The organism is Anaerobiospirillum sp. NML120448 (genome assembly GCF_023050945.1).
In the GTDB taxonomy this organism is placed as follows: domain Bacteria; phylum Pseudomonadota; class Gammaproteobacteria; order Enterobacterales; family Succinivibrionaceae; genus Anaerobiospirillum.
In genome coordinates, this window is sequence record NZ_JALKIM010000005.1 from 1 (window position 1) to 17,366 (window position 17,366).

Consider the following 17,366-nt stretch of genomic DNA (forward strand, 5'->3'; position numbering starts at 1 on the left):
ATGCTTGAGTAATCCCAATTTGAGGTTCTTTTATTCATATCAACTATACGTATCATTATGGTACGTATATTGTACCGCATTTATAAGTGGTTTACAGTATATACGTATTAGAATCTTGGAATTTCTAATTAATGAGAATCTTTTTGTCTCTACTAAGCTTTATCAGCTTACCAAAAGTAAGCAAAAAACTGCTCTATCTTATGAGGACTACCAAAATAAGGACACCTTTGAGCAAGTTAAGCACGAGAGCAGTTTTATGAGCCAAACTGTTAGCAGTGGGGTACGCTATGATCTCTTAGGCAAAATAGCCCAAGAAACCATGCTAACTCGCAATACTATTGCCCAAATTTTAAGCAAAATTCAGCCTTATAAGTTTGATTACTTCAAACATAATCCTGAGGAGTTCATTCAAGAGTGCATTCGTCTTATTACTGACGAGAAGTCCTTATTGATTAAAGACAATATTTCCTATCATGAAATTGAAGGCAAATTTGCTGATGAGATTTTCTTTACCACTAACATCAATCGTAAACCAGAAGATCAGCACAACAAGCTTACCAAAAGCGTGGTTGATCAAGTGTTTACCGATAGTGATGTGGAAAAGGATCTTTTAAAAGAGCTCGAATCTCATGAAGAGATTTTAGTCTATGCTAAATTACCTCGCTCCTTTTACATTCCTACCCCTGTAGGCAAATATACTCCTGATTGGGCCATTTGCTTTGCAGAGGGAGAGGTTCAGTACGTGAATTTTATTGCAGAAACTAAAGGTGATTCTAGCAAAAAAGGTTTAAGAGCTATTGAGGATGCCAAAATTACTTGTGCCAAACAGCTCTTTAATAATATGTCTTCTAAGACCATCAAATATGATGTCATAGCAAATTATGGTGAGCTTGAAACCAAAGCAGGCGTACCTTTAAGCAAAAAAGATGCACTGTCCTTAGAAGAGCAACAAAGCCTTATTAACGTGCTTATACACGACCAACAATAGGCTTAGCTAAGCCTGGCTCCTAAAAGCAAAAAAGCACGTACTTAAGTTGCTCTTAGTACGTGCTCTTTAAAAGTGTTTTTTTGAGGCCGCCAGACAGCATGATGCTAGTAGCTGTCCTGATAGCAGGCTAGCCAGCTTACTTAGGCTTGTTTGCCTGGATAATGGCTTTCAAACTCTTGTAAGAGGGAGAGCATCTGTTCATCCAAATAGCTTAGAGCTTGAGTGCGAATACTATTAGGCACACCGTAATAGGCCTCAGCAACAGCACAAGTTATGGCGGCTAAGGTGTCGCTATCTCCACCTACAGAAATGGCAATACGCAAAGCATCTTCAAAATTTTCAGACTCAAAGAAAGCCTCTAGCGCCTGCGGCACTGTGTCTTGGCAGGTTTCATTAAACTGATAAGTGTCTCTAATTTCATCGATAGTAAAGTCGATAGCATAGTAATGCTTTACTATATAATCTTTAATTTGCTCCAAACTTGAGCCAGTGCGAGCTAAATAAACAGCCACTGCAGTAGCTTGAGCACCTTTTAATCCCTCTATATGATTATGTGATACCTTGCTGACAGCATCACTAAGAGCAATCACCTCTTCAATGCTATTGCCAACATAGCCACAGGCACTAACTCTCATAGCAGAGCCATTACCAAAGCTATTGTAAGGCTGAGGATTATCGCTATACATCCAATGATAGAACCTACCGCCATAGCCTGAGTTAGGGTAAGGACGACCAATGAGTTGCATATAATGTACAGCGCATTCACTTAAGTCACTATAATCACTCTTAGCACTGAGCAATGCCTTAGCTACAGCCAATGACATAATAGAGTCATCAGTAAAACTACAGTCCTCAGTAAAGAGTTCAAAATCTTTATGCCGATAATTGTTAAACTCGAATCTTGAACCTACGATATCGCCAATAATTGCACCTATCATCCCTCTCTCCTCTCAAGCTAAATAAAACCAATACTAAATTCCAGAGACCCTTGCCTAGCAAACTACTGCATACCATGGTATACAGTCCTAAATAATTCTTGTTTTATCGCTCCTAGGCAAGCTTTGCAGCAGCTTTGCTATGACGCTATGACTATAGTAGCCATACCAGAGAACACCCCAGTTTGCTAGGCCATACAATGCACTACACTGCTCTACTTTGCACTGCAGTGTACTGCACTGCCTAAGCACTTATACTCTACCTTATAAGGGCCATCCTAGTTTGAGCGAATATACTGTGATTTTGAGCCCTGATAAGAGAGGCCCTACACAGCAAAGCTATGCTGTGCTTGTGCGTTTTTGCTGGGATAAATACAGCTACAGCTAAGGCTGTGGTACTGACCAACTTACTTAGATTTGTTGTACTGTACATGGCATAGCATAGCAAGTAAAAAGCAGAGCAGAGGCATATTAGCTGCAATGCAGCAGCTGCTTTTGTGTTGCAGCTGCTGGCGATTGGTAATTAGTGGGGCTTTAACTTAATGGTCAAGCTTGTTGTCGTGAGCGGCCTTGCCCACATGGATACGAGATGATTCTGGGCCTGTTACCAGATTAGACTTTTGCTCTTTACGGTGAATATTTGGAGTGGTAGTAGCAGCCCCCAAATCATCAATACCATGAGAAGATAACAAGCGCTCCAAAGCAAGGGCACCCTTGCTTTTTGGCATGTTTTTAACCACGCTGTCAGTTTGAGACTCTTGCTCTTTTTCTGATGTACTCTCGCCGCTAGCATTGTCTTGCTCTGAGTCAACATGATAGGCATGCAGAGCATTTTCCAAGCGCTGCCATTGCTCCTGACTAAGCTTGCCGCTGGAGTTATCAGCTGCCAGATTAGCATTGGTGGTAACACCATAATCAGCATGGTGCTGATTGGTATTTTCACCAGTGCGTATTACATAAGCACTACTACCTCTTTGTTTTTGTGACTCAAGAGTACTCTCGTATAAGCGATAATTAGTCTTATGGGTAGTACCTGAGGCAGTATGAGAGCTAAAAGCATGAATAACTGCATTTAACATAGCACTATTGTCATGTACATCATGAGTTTGAGTACTCTGTTGCTCTTTGTCTTTACCCTTACTATGAATATAACCAAATCCCTTAGCAAAGATATGAGTTTTACCTTCTGTTGGTAGTGCATTATTATCAATAAGAGCTGCTGTAGCTTGCTCTTGTTTAGAGTTAGCCTGATCTTGGGCATAAGCTTGCATAAGCTCTTGTTGAGCTTTGAGCTGAGCCAAATGCTCTTGCTCTTGGCGCTTAATCTTTTCTAATTGTTGTTCAGCAGTAAGTGGCTCTGGACCCTCCATATCACGCAATTTACGACGTAACACTTTACCTAAAGGTGACTTAGGTAAACTATCAACAAATTGAATAACACGTGGCACTTTATAAGGAGTTAAATAGGCACGGCAATATTGCTTAATTTCTTGAGCAGTAAGGCTAGGATCTTTTTTAACTACATAGAGCTTAACCGCCTCGCCAGTACTATCGCTTGGAATGCCAATAACAGCACATTCCATTACACGATTAAAGCGTGAAACAATATCCTCAATCTCATTAGGGAAGACATTAAAGCCTGATACCAAGATCATATCCTTTAAACGGTCAATAAGCTTGATATAGCCACCTTCCATCCACTTAGCAATATCACCTGTACGCACAAAGCCATCATCAAAAATGAAATCATTATGCTTATCGCACTTGTAATAGCCGTGCATTACTTGAGGGCCTTTAATCTCAAGCTCACCCTCTTGCTCCATATTACGAATTTCATTGCCCTCACTATCGACAATACGAGCAATAGTAGATGGCACTACTAAACCTATAGAGCCAGTATAGTGATCTACAGTAAATGGACATACTGAGCACAATGGTGAACACTCAGTAAGGCCATAACCCTCAAGAATGTGGAAGCCTGTCTTTTCAAAGAAGCGTTGCTCTACACCTGATTGCACCGCAGCACCGCCGCCTACTACCAAGTGCAAGTGTTCCCACTTCAAAGAAGTAAATTCCTCATGATGGATAAAGAGATTAAACAGGGTGTTAACACCTGTCATGGCCGTAATTTCAGGATGGTTCTTTAAGTCCTTAGCAAAAGATTTAAGATTACGAGGATCAGTAATTAATAAGTTCTTAGAGCCCAAATAGGTAAACAGCACTAGGTTTACGGTCAGCGCAAAAATATGGTACAGAGGGATAACTGTTAAAATAGTCTCCTGACCAATTTTCAATACTTGACCATACATACCATAGGCCTGGGCAATATTAGACAGAATATTGCCATGAGAGAGCATGGCACCTTTGGACTTGCCTGTAGTACCACCTGTATATTGCAATAAGGCAATATCATTGTAGGCAATCTTAGGAGCTTTAAATTGTGATATTAAAGTTTTGCCTTCTTGAAGAGCATTAGTAAACGAAGTACTAAAAGGGAATTTACTCTCATCTAATTTTGGCACCATGCCCTTAAGGCGCACTGCGGTATTGATTACTAAACGCTTAAGACCAAACCAATCATTAAAGGCATCACCTACCTGGGTTAAAATGATATTTTTAACTAAGGTCTCATCAATAATCTGCTCTAAACTATCTGCATAGTTGGCAATGACCACAATGGAGGTAGCATCAGAGTTTTCAAGCTGATTGCGCAACTCTCTTGGAGTATAAAGAGGGTTAATATTAATGACAGTTAAACCTGCCTTTAAAGCACCAAAGAAGGCAATAGGAAATTGCATGATATTAGGCATCATAATGGCAATTTTATCGCCTTGTTTGAGACCTAATTTCACTTGTAAATAAGCTGCAAAATAAGAAGCGTACTCACCTACCTGCTTAAAGCTAAGCTCTGAGCCCATATTCACAAAGGCAATATTGGAGCTAAACTTAGCAACAGAGCTATCAAACAACTCCACTAAATTTTCAAATTCGTGGGTATCAACAAACTCAGGTACGCCTTGAGGGTAACTTGCTAGCCATGGCTTGTAATAGTCACCATTAGGATCAATGTACTGAGCCTCACTAGCCTTTGCAGCACGTCCATAGAAGCTCTCACCAGGCTTTGCCTGAGGGTTTACTGAACAATCGCAGTTGCTACCACAACCACAACTACTCTTTTTACCCGAACCCACATAAAAAGGACTATTGGAGCAATGCTTAGGATCAATATCCAAAGGGCAATCGGTGCAATTGCTTAAACGACCACGAGCACAGCGGCGATCTATAGCGCCTAAAACAGCAGCTTCGTGTGCCGCTTTGGTAGCTTCAATGCCAGTTAAAACAGCCTCTTGAGCCTCATGGTCTTGATGCTCAATATCATAATCAACTCTATGGCCATCAAGATTATAGACACGAATATTATTAGTTTCACTCATATCTTGGGGTGGAACACCGTCATCCTTGAGGATGTGATCATGCTTACTACTACTTGTAGCCTCATGACTCTGATTGCTCATGGTGCACCTCGCAAAATATCAAAAAACTAGAAAAAGGCTCTTAGACCAGCAGCTCAAAGAACCCAAAGTGAATTAACATAAACCTACAAAGCTAATATACACCTGTATATTACTATATTCATACTAGAAATCTATGATTGTAAAGTTAATGCATAGGTTGTGACACTATTACGCTGCCAACAAACTAACCACCTGCTCTTAGAGCTCATTAATATGTTTGTTGTCTTAGTCAGATATTACTTAATACTTCTAGTGCCTATACCTACTGGTGCTAGCACTAAATTGATACTAAGCATTGTGATTTTAATTTTAATTTTAACAATCTTTTGTTCTTAGCGCAGACTAAAAGCGCCCTAGTGCTCTAAAATTGTGATCATTCGTTCACAAACAGAGCAAAAAAGCAAAAAAACACACACCATTTTCTCTAATTAATTGACATTAATTAAAAAATAAGGCCTGACAGCTTATCACCATCAGGCCTATCAAATAGTATCTTTAAGAACTATTGGTTAATTTTATTTGCCGCCATGAGATTGAGCAAATTCCTTTAAGAACTTAACAAGCACCTCAGCGCCCTCAATAGGCATAGCATTGTAAAGGCTGGCACGCATACCACCTAATACCTTGTGGCCCTTTAAGCCTAATAAGTTGCGCTTCTTAGCCTCAGCTAAGAACTCTTGATTGAGCTCTTCGTTATTGAGGTTAAATACACAGTTAACACGAGAACGATCGCTCTTTGCTACTTGGCACTTATAGAAGTCAGAGCTATCAATATAGTCATAAAGCATATCGCTCTTAGCAATATTGCGACGCTCAAGCTCCTGAACACCACCTAAGCCCTCAATCCACTCAAAGGCTAAGCCAGCCATGTACCAAGCAAAGCTATTAGGGGTGTTATACATGCTCTCGTACTTATCTAAAACAGACCAATCTAAAATAGATGGGCAGTACTTACGAGCCTTGCCTAATAAATCACGACGTACGATAGTAACAGTAAGACCAGCTGGAGCAATATTCTTTTGAGCACCAAAAATAATAGCACCAAACTTAGTAACATCAATTGGTCTGGTTAAAATGTTGGATGACATATCAGCAATTAAAGGCACATCACCAGTATCAGGTAAGTCAAATACCTCAATACCATTTACTGTCTCATTAAGACAGATATAAGCATAAGTGGCACCCTCAGTTACCTTCATTTGTGAAAAGTCAACCACATACTGGCCATCTTCATTCTTATGGAAGCACTCGTGACGTACAGTCTTACCGTAACGCTCGGCACACTCCTTTTCTGCACAAGAAGACCAGTGACCTGTTACAAAGTAATCAGCAAAGCCATCCTCTGGAAGAAGATTTAATGGAATAGCAGCAAATTGACCACGACCACCGCCTTGCTCAAATAGCACAGCGTAATTCTCAGGGATATTCATGATCTTGCGCAATAATGCCTCAGCATCATAGGCAACCTTCATGTACTCAGGCCAGCGGTGAGACATCTCAACCACACCTAATCCCATACCATTAAAATCACAGAACTCTGCTTGAGCTTTAGCCATAACCTCAGTTGGGATCATGCTTGGGCCAGCGCTATAATTCCATGCTCTCATGAAAAATCACCTCAAAAAAAATCAAACATCACAGCTTAGATCATACCCTTTATTGTGCAATTTGGGACAACATATACCAAATTTAAGCAATCGCCCTCCTAAATAGCACTAAGAAAGTGCGACCTCCCTACTATTAATCATAAACCAAATTATCAAACTTGCCCCATCAAACTCTCAACCCTTGCAAGTACCAGCACAAGTGAAAATGCCAGCACCAGCGAAAGAGCAAGTGCAAGAGCAAGATAGAGCATCAGCGAAAATACAAGTAAGAGCGCAAACATTCTCAACCCCTGCCTGCAAAAACGCAAGCAAGCAAGCATAAACTGCCAAACTGGTGCTATCCACCTACTGGCACCATGCAAGAACAAAATCAGTAACAGTACTAGTACAAACTTAAAAGGCATACAGGTATGGAGCTGTTAGAGGCTCAGTTGGCCGCCCTAATCATTGTATTAGCAGTAGTGGTAATAGTAGCATTTACACAAAACAAGCAAGGTGTAGCCTTTAAGGGCTTTTATCCTGTAGCCTTTAGCCTGAGCTGCGGAACTTGTTTAAAGGGCATACAGGTATGTAGCTCTTAGAGGCTAAGTTGGCAGCCCTAATCGTTGTATTAGCAGCAGTAGTAGCATTAGCAGTAGTACAAAACAAGCAAGGTTTAACCTTTAAGGGCTTTTATCCTGTAGCCTTTACCCTGAGCTGTGGAACTTGCTTAAAGGGTATACAGGTATGGGGCTGTTAGAGGCTCAGTTTTCAGCCCTAATCGTTGTCTTAGCAGCAGTAGTAGCATTAGCAGTAGTACAAAACAAGCAAGGTGTAGCCTTTCAAGGGCTTTTATCCTGTAGCCTTTAGCCTGAGCTGTGGAACTTGCTTAAAGTGTATACAGGTATGAAACTTTTATAGGCTCAGTTGGCAGCCATAATCGTTGTATTAGCGGCAGTAGTAGCATTAGCAGTAGTAAAAACAAGCAAGGGCTGGCTTTTAAAGCTGGAAACTATGATGCTGTGAGCCTTTATCTTGGCCATGGTACTAATCTAGTGGGTATGAAAGTATGGCTATGGCAGGCAAGCTCAAATAGCTGGCATAGTGCTACTAAAGAGGTAAAGGATAAGTTTGGGATTGTTGGTTGGACTTATGGACTGATGGGCGGTTTGCAAATTTTGGGACTTAGGGGCTGGAACTTGGGTGCTGGGCGCTGAGCACTGTGGGCTGGGCGCTGGGAGGATAGAAATTAAAAAAGCCAAGCTGGGCTTTAGTGAAGCTTGGCTTGGCTTTTTTGGTCTAAGTTAGATGAGCTTATGGCTCAATTATCTTAGATTTCATCTTGATCATTAGTGCTGTCTTGAGGCTCTTTGATTTCCATATCAAGGGAGCTATCCTCAACTGGAGCAGTCTCATGGCCATTATCTAAAATGTCCTCTGAACCCTCACCAGTTAAGCCTTCTAGACCTTCAGCTACACGGCGCTTTTCAGCAGCACGAGCTAAAGCTGATTCATTGATAGCAGCTACTACCTCAGGGCAAATTTCTTGAATACCAACAATAGATTCGCCTTCCATAGTACGCTTAATCTTTAAATAACCAGCGCCACGGGAGCGGGCGGTTAAATCAGATACACGAGAGCGTAATACGCTGCCATTATTAGAGAATACTAAGTAATCACTATCTTCGTGGGCGCTAATTACACCAACTACACGCTCAGAGCGGGCGCTGGCAGAGCAAGCAAAGTTACCTAAACCACCACGACGTAACTTACCAGGTAAGGAAATTAAGCGGCCACGCTTACCAATACCAGATTCAGTAATCATTACATAGTTAAGCTTTTCATCAGCAAGGTGATCTGCAGGAACTACGATCATGGCAGCTAACTGTGCACCTGGCATAAGCTTGATACCACGATTAGTACCAGCAGTACGGCCACGAGCACGAATACCTGCACCCTTAGCAGTATTACGAGTAGCAAGATAACGGCTAATGCCATCAAGCTCACGGGCAATACGATCTGCCTCACTTAAGCTCTCATCCTCATCGCCATTTTCGCTTTCGCTTTCGTTTTCTGTGGAGTTATCGCTAGTATCTGGTAATTCCTCAGATTCAGCATTGGAGCTATCATCTTGTTCATCACCAGTGTTAACGTACTCGCTAAAGCGCATCATACGTCCGTTGCTAGCAAATAAGAGCACATCATCCTCACCATGGGTGATTTCAACAGCAATCAACTCATCCCCCTCTTCAAGAGTAATAGACTTGATACCATTGTTGTTACAACGCTTTAAGTGGCTCTTAAATTGACTTAAGGCAACCTTCTTAACGCCACCCTTAGCAGTAGCAAAGACGATATAAGCAATCTCAGCGTCGTCCTTTTGAGCATTTAATTGCTCTAAGAGCTCTTCACTAATAGGTAAGATACGACGTACTGATTCACCATCCTCTAAAGTAAAGAGGTTTTGAATTGGACGGCCACGCCAGCTCTTATTGTTAGAAGTTGGAAGATCATATACTTTAGTAATGAAGCAACGACCTAAGTTAGTAAAGCACATTACGCTATCATGGCTGTTACATACTGAGGTAGTTACAATAAAGTCTTCTTCCTTAAGCTTAGCAGCACCCTTGCCAGCAGCACCACGATTATTAGCCTCATATAAGGATAAATCTTGGTACTTAATGTAGCCTTCTTGAGATAAGGTAATTAATACGGCCTGGCGATTAATTAAATCTGCACGAGAAATGCTACCCTCAACCATAATAAAGTTAGAGCGGCGAGGATCCTTAAAGGTATTACGAGCCTCTAACAATTCCTCTCTAATTACTGAGTTCATACGCTCAGTGCTATTGAGAATCTCTAAGTAATTATGGATGTTCTGCTGTAAAGCCTTGTAATCAGCTTGAATTTCTTCAGTAGCTAAATGAGTCAAGCGATTTAATTGTAATGCTAAGATAGCACGGGCCTGAGCATCAGATAAATGATACTTGCCTTCAATTAAACCACGGCCCTCTTCAATGCCTATAGGTAAGCAAATATTAACGCCACGCTCATCGTACTCCATAATGGTGGACACTAAAGTGCCATCCCAGCTTTGAGCCATAAGCTTTAAGCGTGCATCCTCGGAGTTGTCAGCATTAGTAACAATATCAATAATCTTTTGAATATTGCTCTTAGCTACAATTAAGCCCTCATCTAAGAAAGCCTTGCGACGGTCTTGACGTAATAAATAAACGGTACGACGAGTTACCACCTCACGGCGGAACTTTAAGAACTCTTGTAAGATCTCGATTAATGATAATTGCTTTGGTCTATTGTTTACTAAGGCAATCACATTGAATGAGAAGGAGCTTTGCATTGAGGTGTGCTGGAATAAGTTACAGAGCACGGCCTCTTCATAGGCATCACGCTTAAGATCAATAGCAATGCGTACCTGATTGTCCTTATCGGAAAGGTCATTAACCTCAGCAATACCCTCAATCTTTTTCTCACGTACTAAGTCTGCAATTTCCTTAACAATGGTGCTCTTATTAACCATGTAAGGAATCTCGTCTACATAAATAGTAGTACGACCTTGCTTGTCTGTTTCAATATGAGTACGGGAGCGAATCACGCAACGGCCACGACCTGTTTCATAAGCACGACGAATGTCTGGAGATTTAACAATTAAACCACCAGTTGGGAAGTCAGGTCCTGGAATATAGGACATTAACTCATCAAGGGTAATATTTGGGTTATCGAGCATGGCCAAGGTACCATCAATTACCTCAGCTAAATTGTGAGGTGGGATGTTGGTAGCCATACCCACAGCAATACCTGCTGAACCATTTACCAATAAGTTAGGATAACGTGTTGGTAAAACTTCTGGGATTTGCTCATTACCATCGTAGTTAGGATAAGTATTAACTGTTTCCTTATCGATGTCTTGAAGCATCATCTCAGCAATTTTGGTCATACGAACTTCGGTATAACGCATAGCAGCAGCGCCATCACCGTCTAGATTACCAAAGTTACCTTGACCAAAAATTAATGGAGCACGCATAGACCACCACTGGGCCATACGTACAATAGTCTCATATACAGCAGCATCACCATGAGGGTGGAAACGACCGATAACGTCACCTACCACACGGGCTGACTTTTTAGTAGGGCCGTTGTGCCAAATCTTAAGATCGTACATGTCAAATAGGACACGACGGTGTACAGGCTTAAGACCATCACGCACATCAGGTAAAGCACGATCCACAATTACACTCATGGCATAATCGATAAAGGATTGCTTTAACTCATCTTCAAGTTTGACGCTAGGAGAAGAGCTATCTACTGTAGAGCTTTGATAATCACCATTTTCAGTTTGTTGATCATCATCTTTTGGTAACTCAGTCTCATCAATATTAGCTAACGCTGCCAGCTCTTCTTGATTATCGTGGTTCTTATCGACCATGAAATGTACCTTGCATTAATCGGAAAAACACCAACCCAAGTAATTGAACTTATCAACTACCTGAAGTTCAAACTAATACTTAGCTATGCTTTCTACTTACCTTAGATAAAACCGCTAAAATATAAAGCTGTATTTGCCATAAATATTGCCTCCCCTTAATATGGGATACAAAGGCATATATCATGGCTTTTCATATAGTACAGCTATACTGTTTAGCTAAGGTAAGTAGCCTTGCACTCAAGGTTAAGCATTACCCTGCTTTTCAGTACCAAAAGACAACACAAGCGCCTGCAAGGCAAAACCTTACATGCTAACTCAAGTCCATACAATGGGCAGGAACTGCGCTTAGAATCAGCCTAAAAAAGACTATTAATGCGCTTGTATGAGGCAGAAAAACTCATATTATCTCTTTGTTGTGGTTAACAAATAGTTTTTGGAGCTTTTAACTGCTAGAGATACTAAAAAGACAGTAGAATAGATGAAGTTTTCTAGAACTTATCCAAGATCACATTTTAGCACAATTGGCTCATTTTCTCAATTTTTAAGCATCTAAAGCTAACTAAGTACACCCCCACATTAAAAGCCCTAATTACGCTAAATTTGCCATATTACTTAGTTTTTTCACTTTTCATCTTTCTAAGATCGCTTTTTCTCTCTTTTTTAAGCGGCCCTCCTCAGATTTTTCCCCCAAGTCACTTCACCACCACCTACCACAAGTACAGTTTTAGCGCTTAGCATATTCACTGTTAATGCTAATAGCAGAATAATAATAATATGCTCAACCATATACACCATGGCGATTAAGAGTAAACAAGGCCTTGCTTAGCAGCAGTAAAAGCCAATAGGCTTATCCTCTTTACAGCAAGCATGCAAACAAACACATCAACCTACCAACGCAAATTCATACCGCTTTTGCACTTGCCCCTTGGCACTTTAGTCCTTGGTGTCTTATCACTTGGTACCTTAGCTGTTAGAGGCTGGATAACTTTTTAAATCCCTTAGTTGTGCCATTGCCTCTCAATGGGCTTATACTTCTATGTAATTGGCCTATTTAAGGGGTTTGCCCCTTAGTTTGGTAATATATTTTGTACTTAATAATGATTGTAGTTTGGTTTCTTGGTACACTTTTGCCCACGAAAAAATAAAACTGTTAAAAGCTTTATTTGGTTGTTTTGCACACCATCAAGGAAAGAGCCATGTCATTTAAGAATTTGCGTTTATATACAGTTGATCTTTCAAATAATAGCGAGCTAAAAAACATTTTTGCTAACGAAACCTTATTAGAGGAGTGCATTGCCTCTTGTAAGTTTAGAAAAACTATGGAGCAAGAAATGTCCACTTGTGGCTTTGCTCCTTTATTTGGTCGTCATACTGATGCCTTTACTTTTAGCAGCAACCATAATCACTTCTTTAGATTTGTCGAAGAAAATAAGCTCTTACCAAGCACTATCATTAAAGAGGCCTTTTTAGATGAGGTTGATAGAAAGGAAAACGAGCTTAATCGTGCTTTAAAGAAAGACGAAAAGCAGGCTCTTAAGTTAGCTCTTACCAATAAGATGATGGCTCAAGCTTTTGTTACTCGTCGTGAGCTCTTTGTTTGGGTTAACTCTCTTTATGGCTTTGTTGGCGTATCAGCAACCTCAGCTAAGCGTGCTGAGAGTGCTATTACTGTATTAAGAAAGGCTTTGCATGGCTCTTTCCCAGCCAAGCCACTCCAGCCACGTTGTGTAGTTGAAGATCGTTTAACTTCTTTCATTGCCAAAGGCGATCTCCCACAAGACTTTAAGCTAGGCTATGATTGCGTACTTAAGAGCACTGATGATACTGGTGCTACCGTACGTGCCTCTAAAGAAGACTTAACCTGTAAGGAAATTAACTCTCACATTGAGGCTGGCAAGCGTGTAACCGAGGTTCAATTAGACTTCGTAGACAATGCTCAATTTGTTATTACCAGTGAATTAGCCATTAAGCGCATTACCTTAGATGACCAGTACTTAGAGCGCTCCTTACCTCAAAAGACTGATGATAAGATTGCTGATATGCAAAGCTATATGCTAGTTGAAAGTGACGTTTTAACCGCCATTTTTGACAAAGTTATGAAGGCTTTTGACTGCGTAACCAACTAACCAATTAGCTAACTATTATTAGCTCCAGCTCATAATTAAAGGATAGCAAGTTGCTTGCTATCCTTTAATTTCATCAAGCCTCTTTAAGGCTCACAAATATCCCTACCATCATAACCCCCCACCTATCTAACGATCGATCTAACTAATTACCTATATAACTACCTTCATTCCTACCAGCCAACATGTCTATCTACCAGCCTACCAACTAGCGATTAAAGTGAAAAACCATTACCTACTAACGAACCAAAGAGGTAACTTAATTAGCTAATTGTTTTGTGCTTTTCGACAATTTTACTGGCTAATTGGATTAGTGGTATTTGTGCAATGAGATTTCAATTTAACCACTAGCCTGCCAGTTTGTCTGTCTGCTTGCCTATGCCAGCCAGTCAGCATGCCAAAAGCCTATCAGCTTGCCCTCACAATATGATGCTTAGGTATCAAACCTATTGGGCTTTTAGCTTGGCAAAATAATCACTAATCTTTATCTGCTCTAAAAGCACTTTTGGTGGTAAAAATAGCAATTTGGCCCTTAAACGCTAAAAATAAGCGTTGCACTAATACCGTTTTGGTTTAATTTTTTTGTACAATAGAGCGCTTTTTAATAAGCATCCTCAGTAAGTTTGGCTCTTATTTAGGCCAAGTCTTTTACAAAGTGATACTATTATTAAGATTTTCAGGCGGCAGTTAAACTAGATCTAACTGCTAAGCTTTTAGGTGCTACGCGCTTGTCTTTGTGGGTGCGTGGCTAATGCTTTTTTTATCGGTTTTTTACTGGTTATGATTAAGATTAGACCAAATACCCATTTATCTCATCAAACTCTTATGTCAGGCTGCTCTTGTGGTAGCTCTTGCGGCTGCTCTAGCAATGCCTTTGAAGAGGAAAGCTATTTAGAGTCAGCTACTAAAAATGGTGCCTTAAATGACACTAAAGTAGCTAAGAAGGCCTCTGGCTTAGGTGTAATTGGTGATAATGGCAGTGGCAAGATTCTGCTTAAAAAGCCTGAGATTTTAGCCCCTGCTGGCTCCTTACAACATCTTTATATGGCATGCGATTACGGTGCTGATGCCGTATATGCAGGTATTCCTCGTTGGTCTTTACGTGTTCGTGGCAATGGCTTTACTCGTGATGACTTTGAGCAAGGTATTAACTATGCCCATTCTTTAGGCAAGAAATTCTTTGCAGTATTAAATGTTATTCCTCACGTACGTCGTAGTGGTGCCTTTACCCCTGCTTTAGATGAAGTTGCAGCCTTAAAGCCAGATGCCTTTATTATGGCAGACCCTGGCTTAATTGATCAGGCCTTAGAGCGTCATCCAGAAATTCCTGTTCACTTAAGTGTTCAGGCTAATACTGTAAACCCAGGTACTGTAAAGTTCTGGCAAAAATTAGGCGTAAAGCGCTGCATTTTAGCCCGTGAGCTTTCCTTAAATGAAATTGAAATGATTCGCAATGAGTGCCCAGACATGGAATTAGAGGTCTTTATCCATGGCGCACTATGTATTGCTGTTTCTGGTCGTTGCTTAATTTCTGGTATGCTCGCTCGTCGTGATGCCAATGTGGGTGCTTGCAATAATTCTTGCCGTTGGAATTATCGTATTAAGGACTTACATCTTGAGGATGCCTCTACTACTGAGCGTATTAATCCATTAGATTTACGTGATAGTCCAGCCCTATGTACCGAAATTGAGGAAACCTCACGTCGTCAAGGCGAGTGGATGCCTATGGAGGAGGATGAGCACGGTTCTTACCTCATGAACTCCAAAGATCTCTGTGCTTTATCTGTGGTAAAGCGCCTTATGGAAATTGGTATTGATAGCCTTAAGATTGAAGGCCGTTCTCGCTCTCCTTTCTACGCTGGTGGTATTGCTCGTGCTTACCGCTTAGCTGTTGATGCTTTAGCTCAAGGTGAGTCTATTCCACAAGAATCTTGGACTATTGTTAACTCTATCCCAGCTCGTGGCTATACCACTGCTATGTTAGAGCCAACCAATAAGCCAAATGAGATGCAAGATTATGAGACCAATGCTCCAAGCCCAGGCATGTGGCAAGTAGTTGGTCAAATTGAACGCCAAGAAAATGGCCGTATTTATATCAAGGTAAAGAATCGCTTTGAGTCTACCTCTAAGCTTATGATTTATACCCCTCAAGGCCCAATTTCTCTTGATGGCTCCACCATGCTTGACAAAAAGGACAACCCAACCACTGTTGCCCCAGGCGATGGTTACTACGTATCTTTAGCCTGCTCAAGCACTTTAGACCTTCGTACCGCTGTACTCTTAAGAGACGATAGCTAGCACGATAGCAAGGTTTTTATAATTCCCTAAAAAAGGTTGCTCTCTTTAATGCCCTCAAGCCTTAAAGTTAGCAGCCTTTTTTCATACCAGTAAACAAAAAAGCTTGCCCCACTAATTTTGGCTCCATCCTAGTAATGGAGAGTCTCTTACTCACAGCCCAAATCAAACTCATTCACAACCAGTAACTTTAAAACACCACTCAGTACAAAAATGAACAAGGGCCAAATCTAGCCTAAGCTAAATTTGACCCTTTAAGTGATTTTAGATGTGTAAGTTAACTACTAAGTTAGAGCTTTACTCATCTTTTGAGCAGAAACTTGTCTTAAGATTGTTAGTAAATCTTACTTCTTGCCATTCTTTTGTAAGAAAGCAGAACCTAAATCAGGGAAGTCAGTAAATACACCGTCAGAATCAGCATCAATTAAGATAGCCTTGAAGAGCTCATCTACATTGTTGCAGTATGCAGGTAACTTATCAGCACGAATGGTGTATGGGTGAACCATCATGCCATTAGCGTGAGCATTCTTTACTAGATCGGTTACTACAATAGCGCCCTTCTTGGACTTCTTGCCATCAATAACCATGTCTAAGGATGGGCCCATGCCAGTTGCATACTTAGCAACTTCCTTCATGTTCTTTGGATCCATTAAGTAGTCAAAGTCATATGGCACCCACTTGCCATCCTTAAGCTCATAAGTCTCATTCCATGAGTTCTCAGCTAAAAGCACAACAGTCTTTAAGTCGATACCCATCTTAGGCATTAACTCGGTCTTAACATACTTAAGATCAGGATAGTCGAAGGTTTGGAAAATTACGTTGGAGTCTTTAGAGGTGTAACCATACTTCTTTAATACTTCTAAAGTAGCCTTAGAAATATCTTTACCTTCTTGCTTGTGGAACCATGGAGCCTTGGTCTCAACATAAAGACCAATGTCCTTACCCATAGTCTTATTTAAGCCCTGAATGAACTCAATTTCCTCTTCTAAGGTATGGATCTTAAAGACAGAGGTAAACATAGGGAAACGGTTCTTGTAGCCCTGAACACGCTTGCCATTTACGATCTCAAAACCCTCAGTGAAGTTTAAGGTCTTGATCTCGTCTAAGGTAAAGTCGATTACGTAATAACGACCATCCTTACGGGCACGCTTTGGGAATTTGTCAGCAACGTCAGTAACACGATCTAAGAAGTGATCATGAACTACAACTAAGCGATTATCCTTAGTCATAGCAAGATCTTGCTCTAAATAGGCAACACCCATGTTGTAGGCTAAAGCCTTAGACTCTAAAGTGTGCTCTGGTAAGTAAGCAGAAGCACCACGATGAGCAACAATGATCTTATCTTGGATATCACCTGCGTAGGCACTGTTTAACATAGCGCTAGAACCCATAACAGTTGCAGCCATCACAGCTGCGTATAAAGCAGTCTTTACAAACTTCATAATCAACAACCCTAAAGGTGGATAAATAATGCATTGCT

8 protein-coding genes are annotated in these 17,366 nt (G+C 40.8%); 3 read left to right on the forward strand and 5 right to left on the reverse strand.

Features of this window, described 5'->3' with window-relative positions; genetic code table 11:
* Nucleotides 1-115: 115 nt before the first annotated feature.
* Entirely contained in the window at nucleotides 116-988 is an 873-nt protein-coding gene (locus MXE38_RS01655; RefSeq protein ID WP_246910446.1) for a hypothetical protein, read from the forward strand.
* A 140-nt stretch (nucleotides 989-1,128) separates the two neighbouring features.
* Here MXE38_RS01655 and MXE38_RS01660 read toward each other — a convergent pair whose 3' ends face one another.
* The 4 genes from MXE38_RS01660 to gyrA all read right to left on the reverse strand — a co-directional run bounded on the left by MXE38_RS01660 (nucleotide 1,129) and on the right by gyrA (nucleotide 11,468).
* On the reverse strand, nucleotides 1,129-1,926 hold the full coding sequence (locus tag MXE38_RS01660) for an ADP-ribosylglycohydrolase family protein (RefSeq protein ID WP_246910448.1): 798 nt from the start codon (nucleotides 1,924-1,926) through the stop codon (nucleotides 1,129-1,131).
* A gap of 536 nt (nucleotides 1,927-2,462) precedes the next feature.
* Entirely contained in the window at nucleotides 2,463-5,438 is a 2,976-nt protein-coding gene (locus MXE38_RS01665) for an AMP-binding protein (protein WP_246910450.1), read from the reverse strand.
* 515 nt (nucleotides 5,439-5,953) lie between these two features.
* Nucleotides 5,954-7,045, reverse strand: a complete 1,092-nt coding sequence (gene serC, locus MXE38_RS01670) for a 3-phosphoserine/phosphohydroxythreonine transaminase (RefSeq protein WP_246910453.1) — start codon at nucleotides 7,043-7,045, stop codon at nucleotides 5,954-5,956.
* A 1,309-nt stretch (nucleotides 7,046-8,354) separates the two neighbouring features.
* Nucleotides 8,355-11,468 (reverse strand): DNA topoisomerase (ATP-hydrolyzing) subunit A, encoded by a 3,114-nt coding sequence (gene gyrA, locus MXE38_RS01675; protein WP_246910455.1) that lies wholly within the window; start codon nucleotides 11,466-11,468, stop codon nucleotides 8,355-8,357.
* 1,196 nt (nucleotides 11,469-12,664) lie between these two features.
* On the opposite strand from gyrA, the gene rdgC reads away from it, so the two are divergent.
* Together rdgC and MXE38_RS01685 are read left to right on the forward strand one after the other, a co-directional pair.
* The gene (gene rdgC / locus MXE38_RS01680) at nucleotides 12,665-13,594 is read left to right on the forward strand and encodes a recombination-associated protein RdgC (protein WP_246910457.1); all 930 of its coding nucleotides are present in this window, start codon (nucleotides 12,665-12,667) and stop codon (nucleotides 13,592-13,594) included.
* A gap of 777 nt (nucleotides 13,595-14,371) precedes the next feature.
* Nucleotides 14,372-15,889, forward strand: a complete 1,518-nt coding sequence (locus MXE38_RS01685; protein ID WP_246910460.1) for a U32 family peptidase C-terminal domain-containing protein — start codon at nucleotides 14,372-14,374, stop codon at nucleotides 15,887-15,889.
* 341 nt (nucleotides 15,890-16,230) lie between these two features.
* Here MXE38_RS01685 and glpQ read toward each other — a convergent pair whose 3' ends face one another.
* Complete coding sequence (gene glpQ, locus MXE38_RS01690) at nucleotides 16,231-17,328, reverse strand: glycerophosphodiester phosphodiesterase (RefSeq protein WP_246910462.1); 1,098 nt, start codon at nucleotides 17,326-17,328, stop codon at nucleotides 16,231-16,233.
* Nucleotides 17,329-17,366 lie beyond the last annotated feature (38 nt).

Excerpts from the sequence above, each read along its gene's own strand:
- MXE38_RS01660 (WP_246910448.1), bottom strand. The coding sequence starts at position 1,926 with ATGATAGGTGCAATTATTGGCGATATCGTAGGTTCAAGATTCGAGTTT.
- MXE38_RS01665 (WP_246910450.1), bottom strand. The coding sequence starts at position 5,438 with ATGAGCAATCAGAGTCATGAGGCTACAAGTAGTAGTAAGCATGATCAC.
- serC (WP_246910453.1), bottom strand. The coding sequence starts at position 7,045 with ATGAGAGCATGGAATTATAGCGCTGGCCCAAGCATGATCCCAACTGAG.
- gyrA (WP_246910455.1), bottom strand. The coding sequence starts at position 11,468 with ATGGTCGATAAGAACCACGATAATCAAGAAGAGCTGGCAGCGTTAGCT.
- rdgC (WP_246910457.1), top strand. The coding sequence starts at position 12,665 with ATGTCATTTAAGAATTTGCGTTTATATACAGTTGATCTTTCAAATAAT.
- MXE38_RS01685 (WP_246910460.1), top strand. The coding sequence starts at position 14,372 with ATGATTAAGATTAGACCAAATACCCATTTATCTCATCAAACTCTTATG.
- glpQ (WP_246910462.1), bottom strand. The coding sequence starts at position 17,328 with ATGAAGTTTGTAAAGACTGCTTTATACGCAGCTGTGATGGCTGCAACT.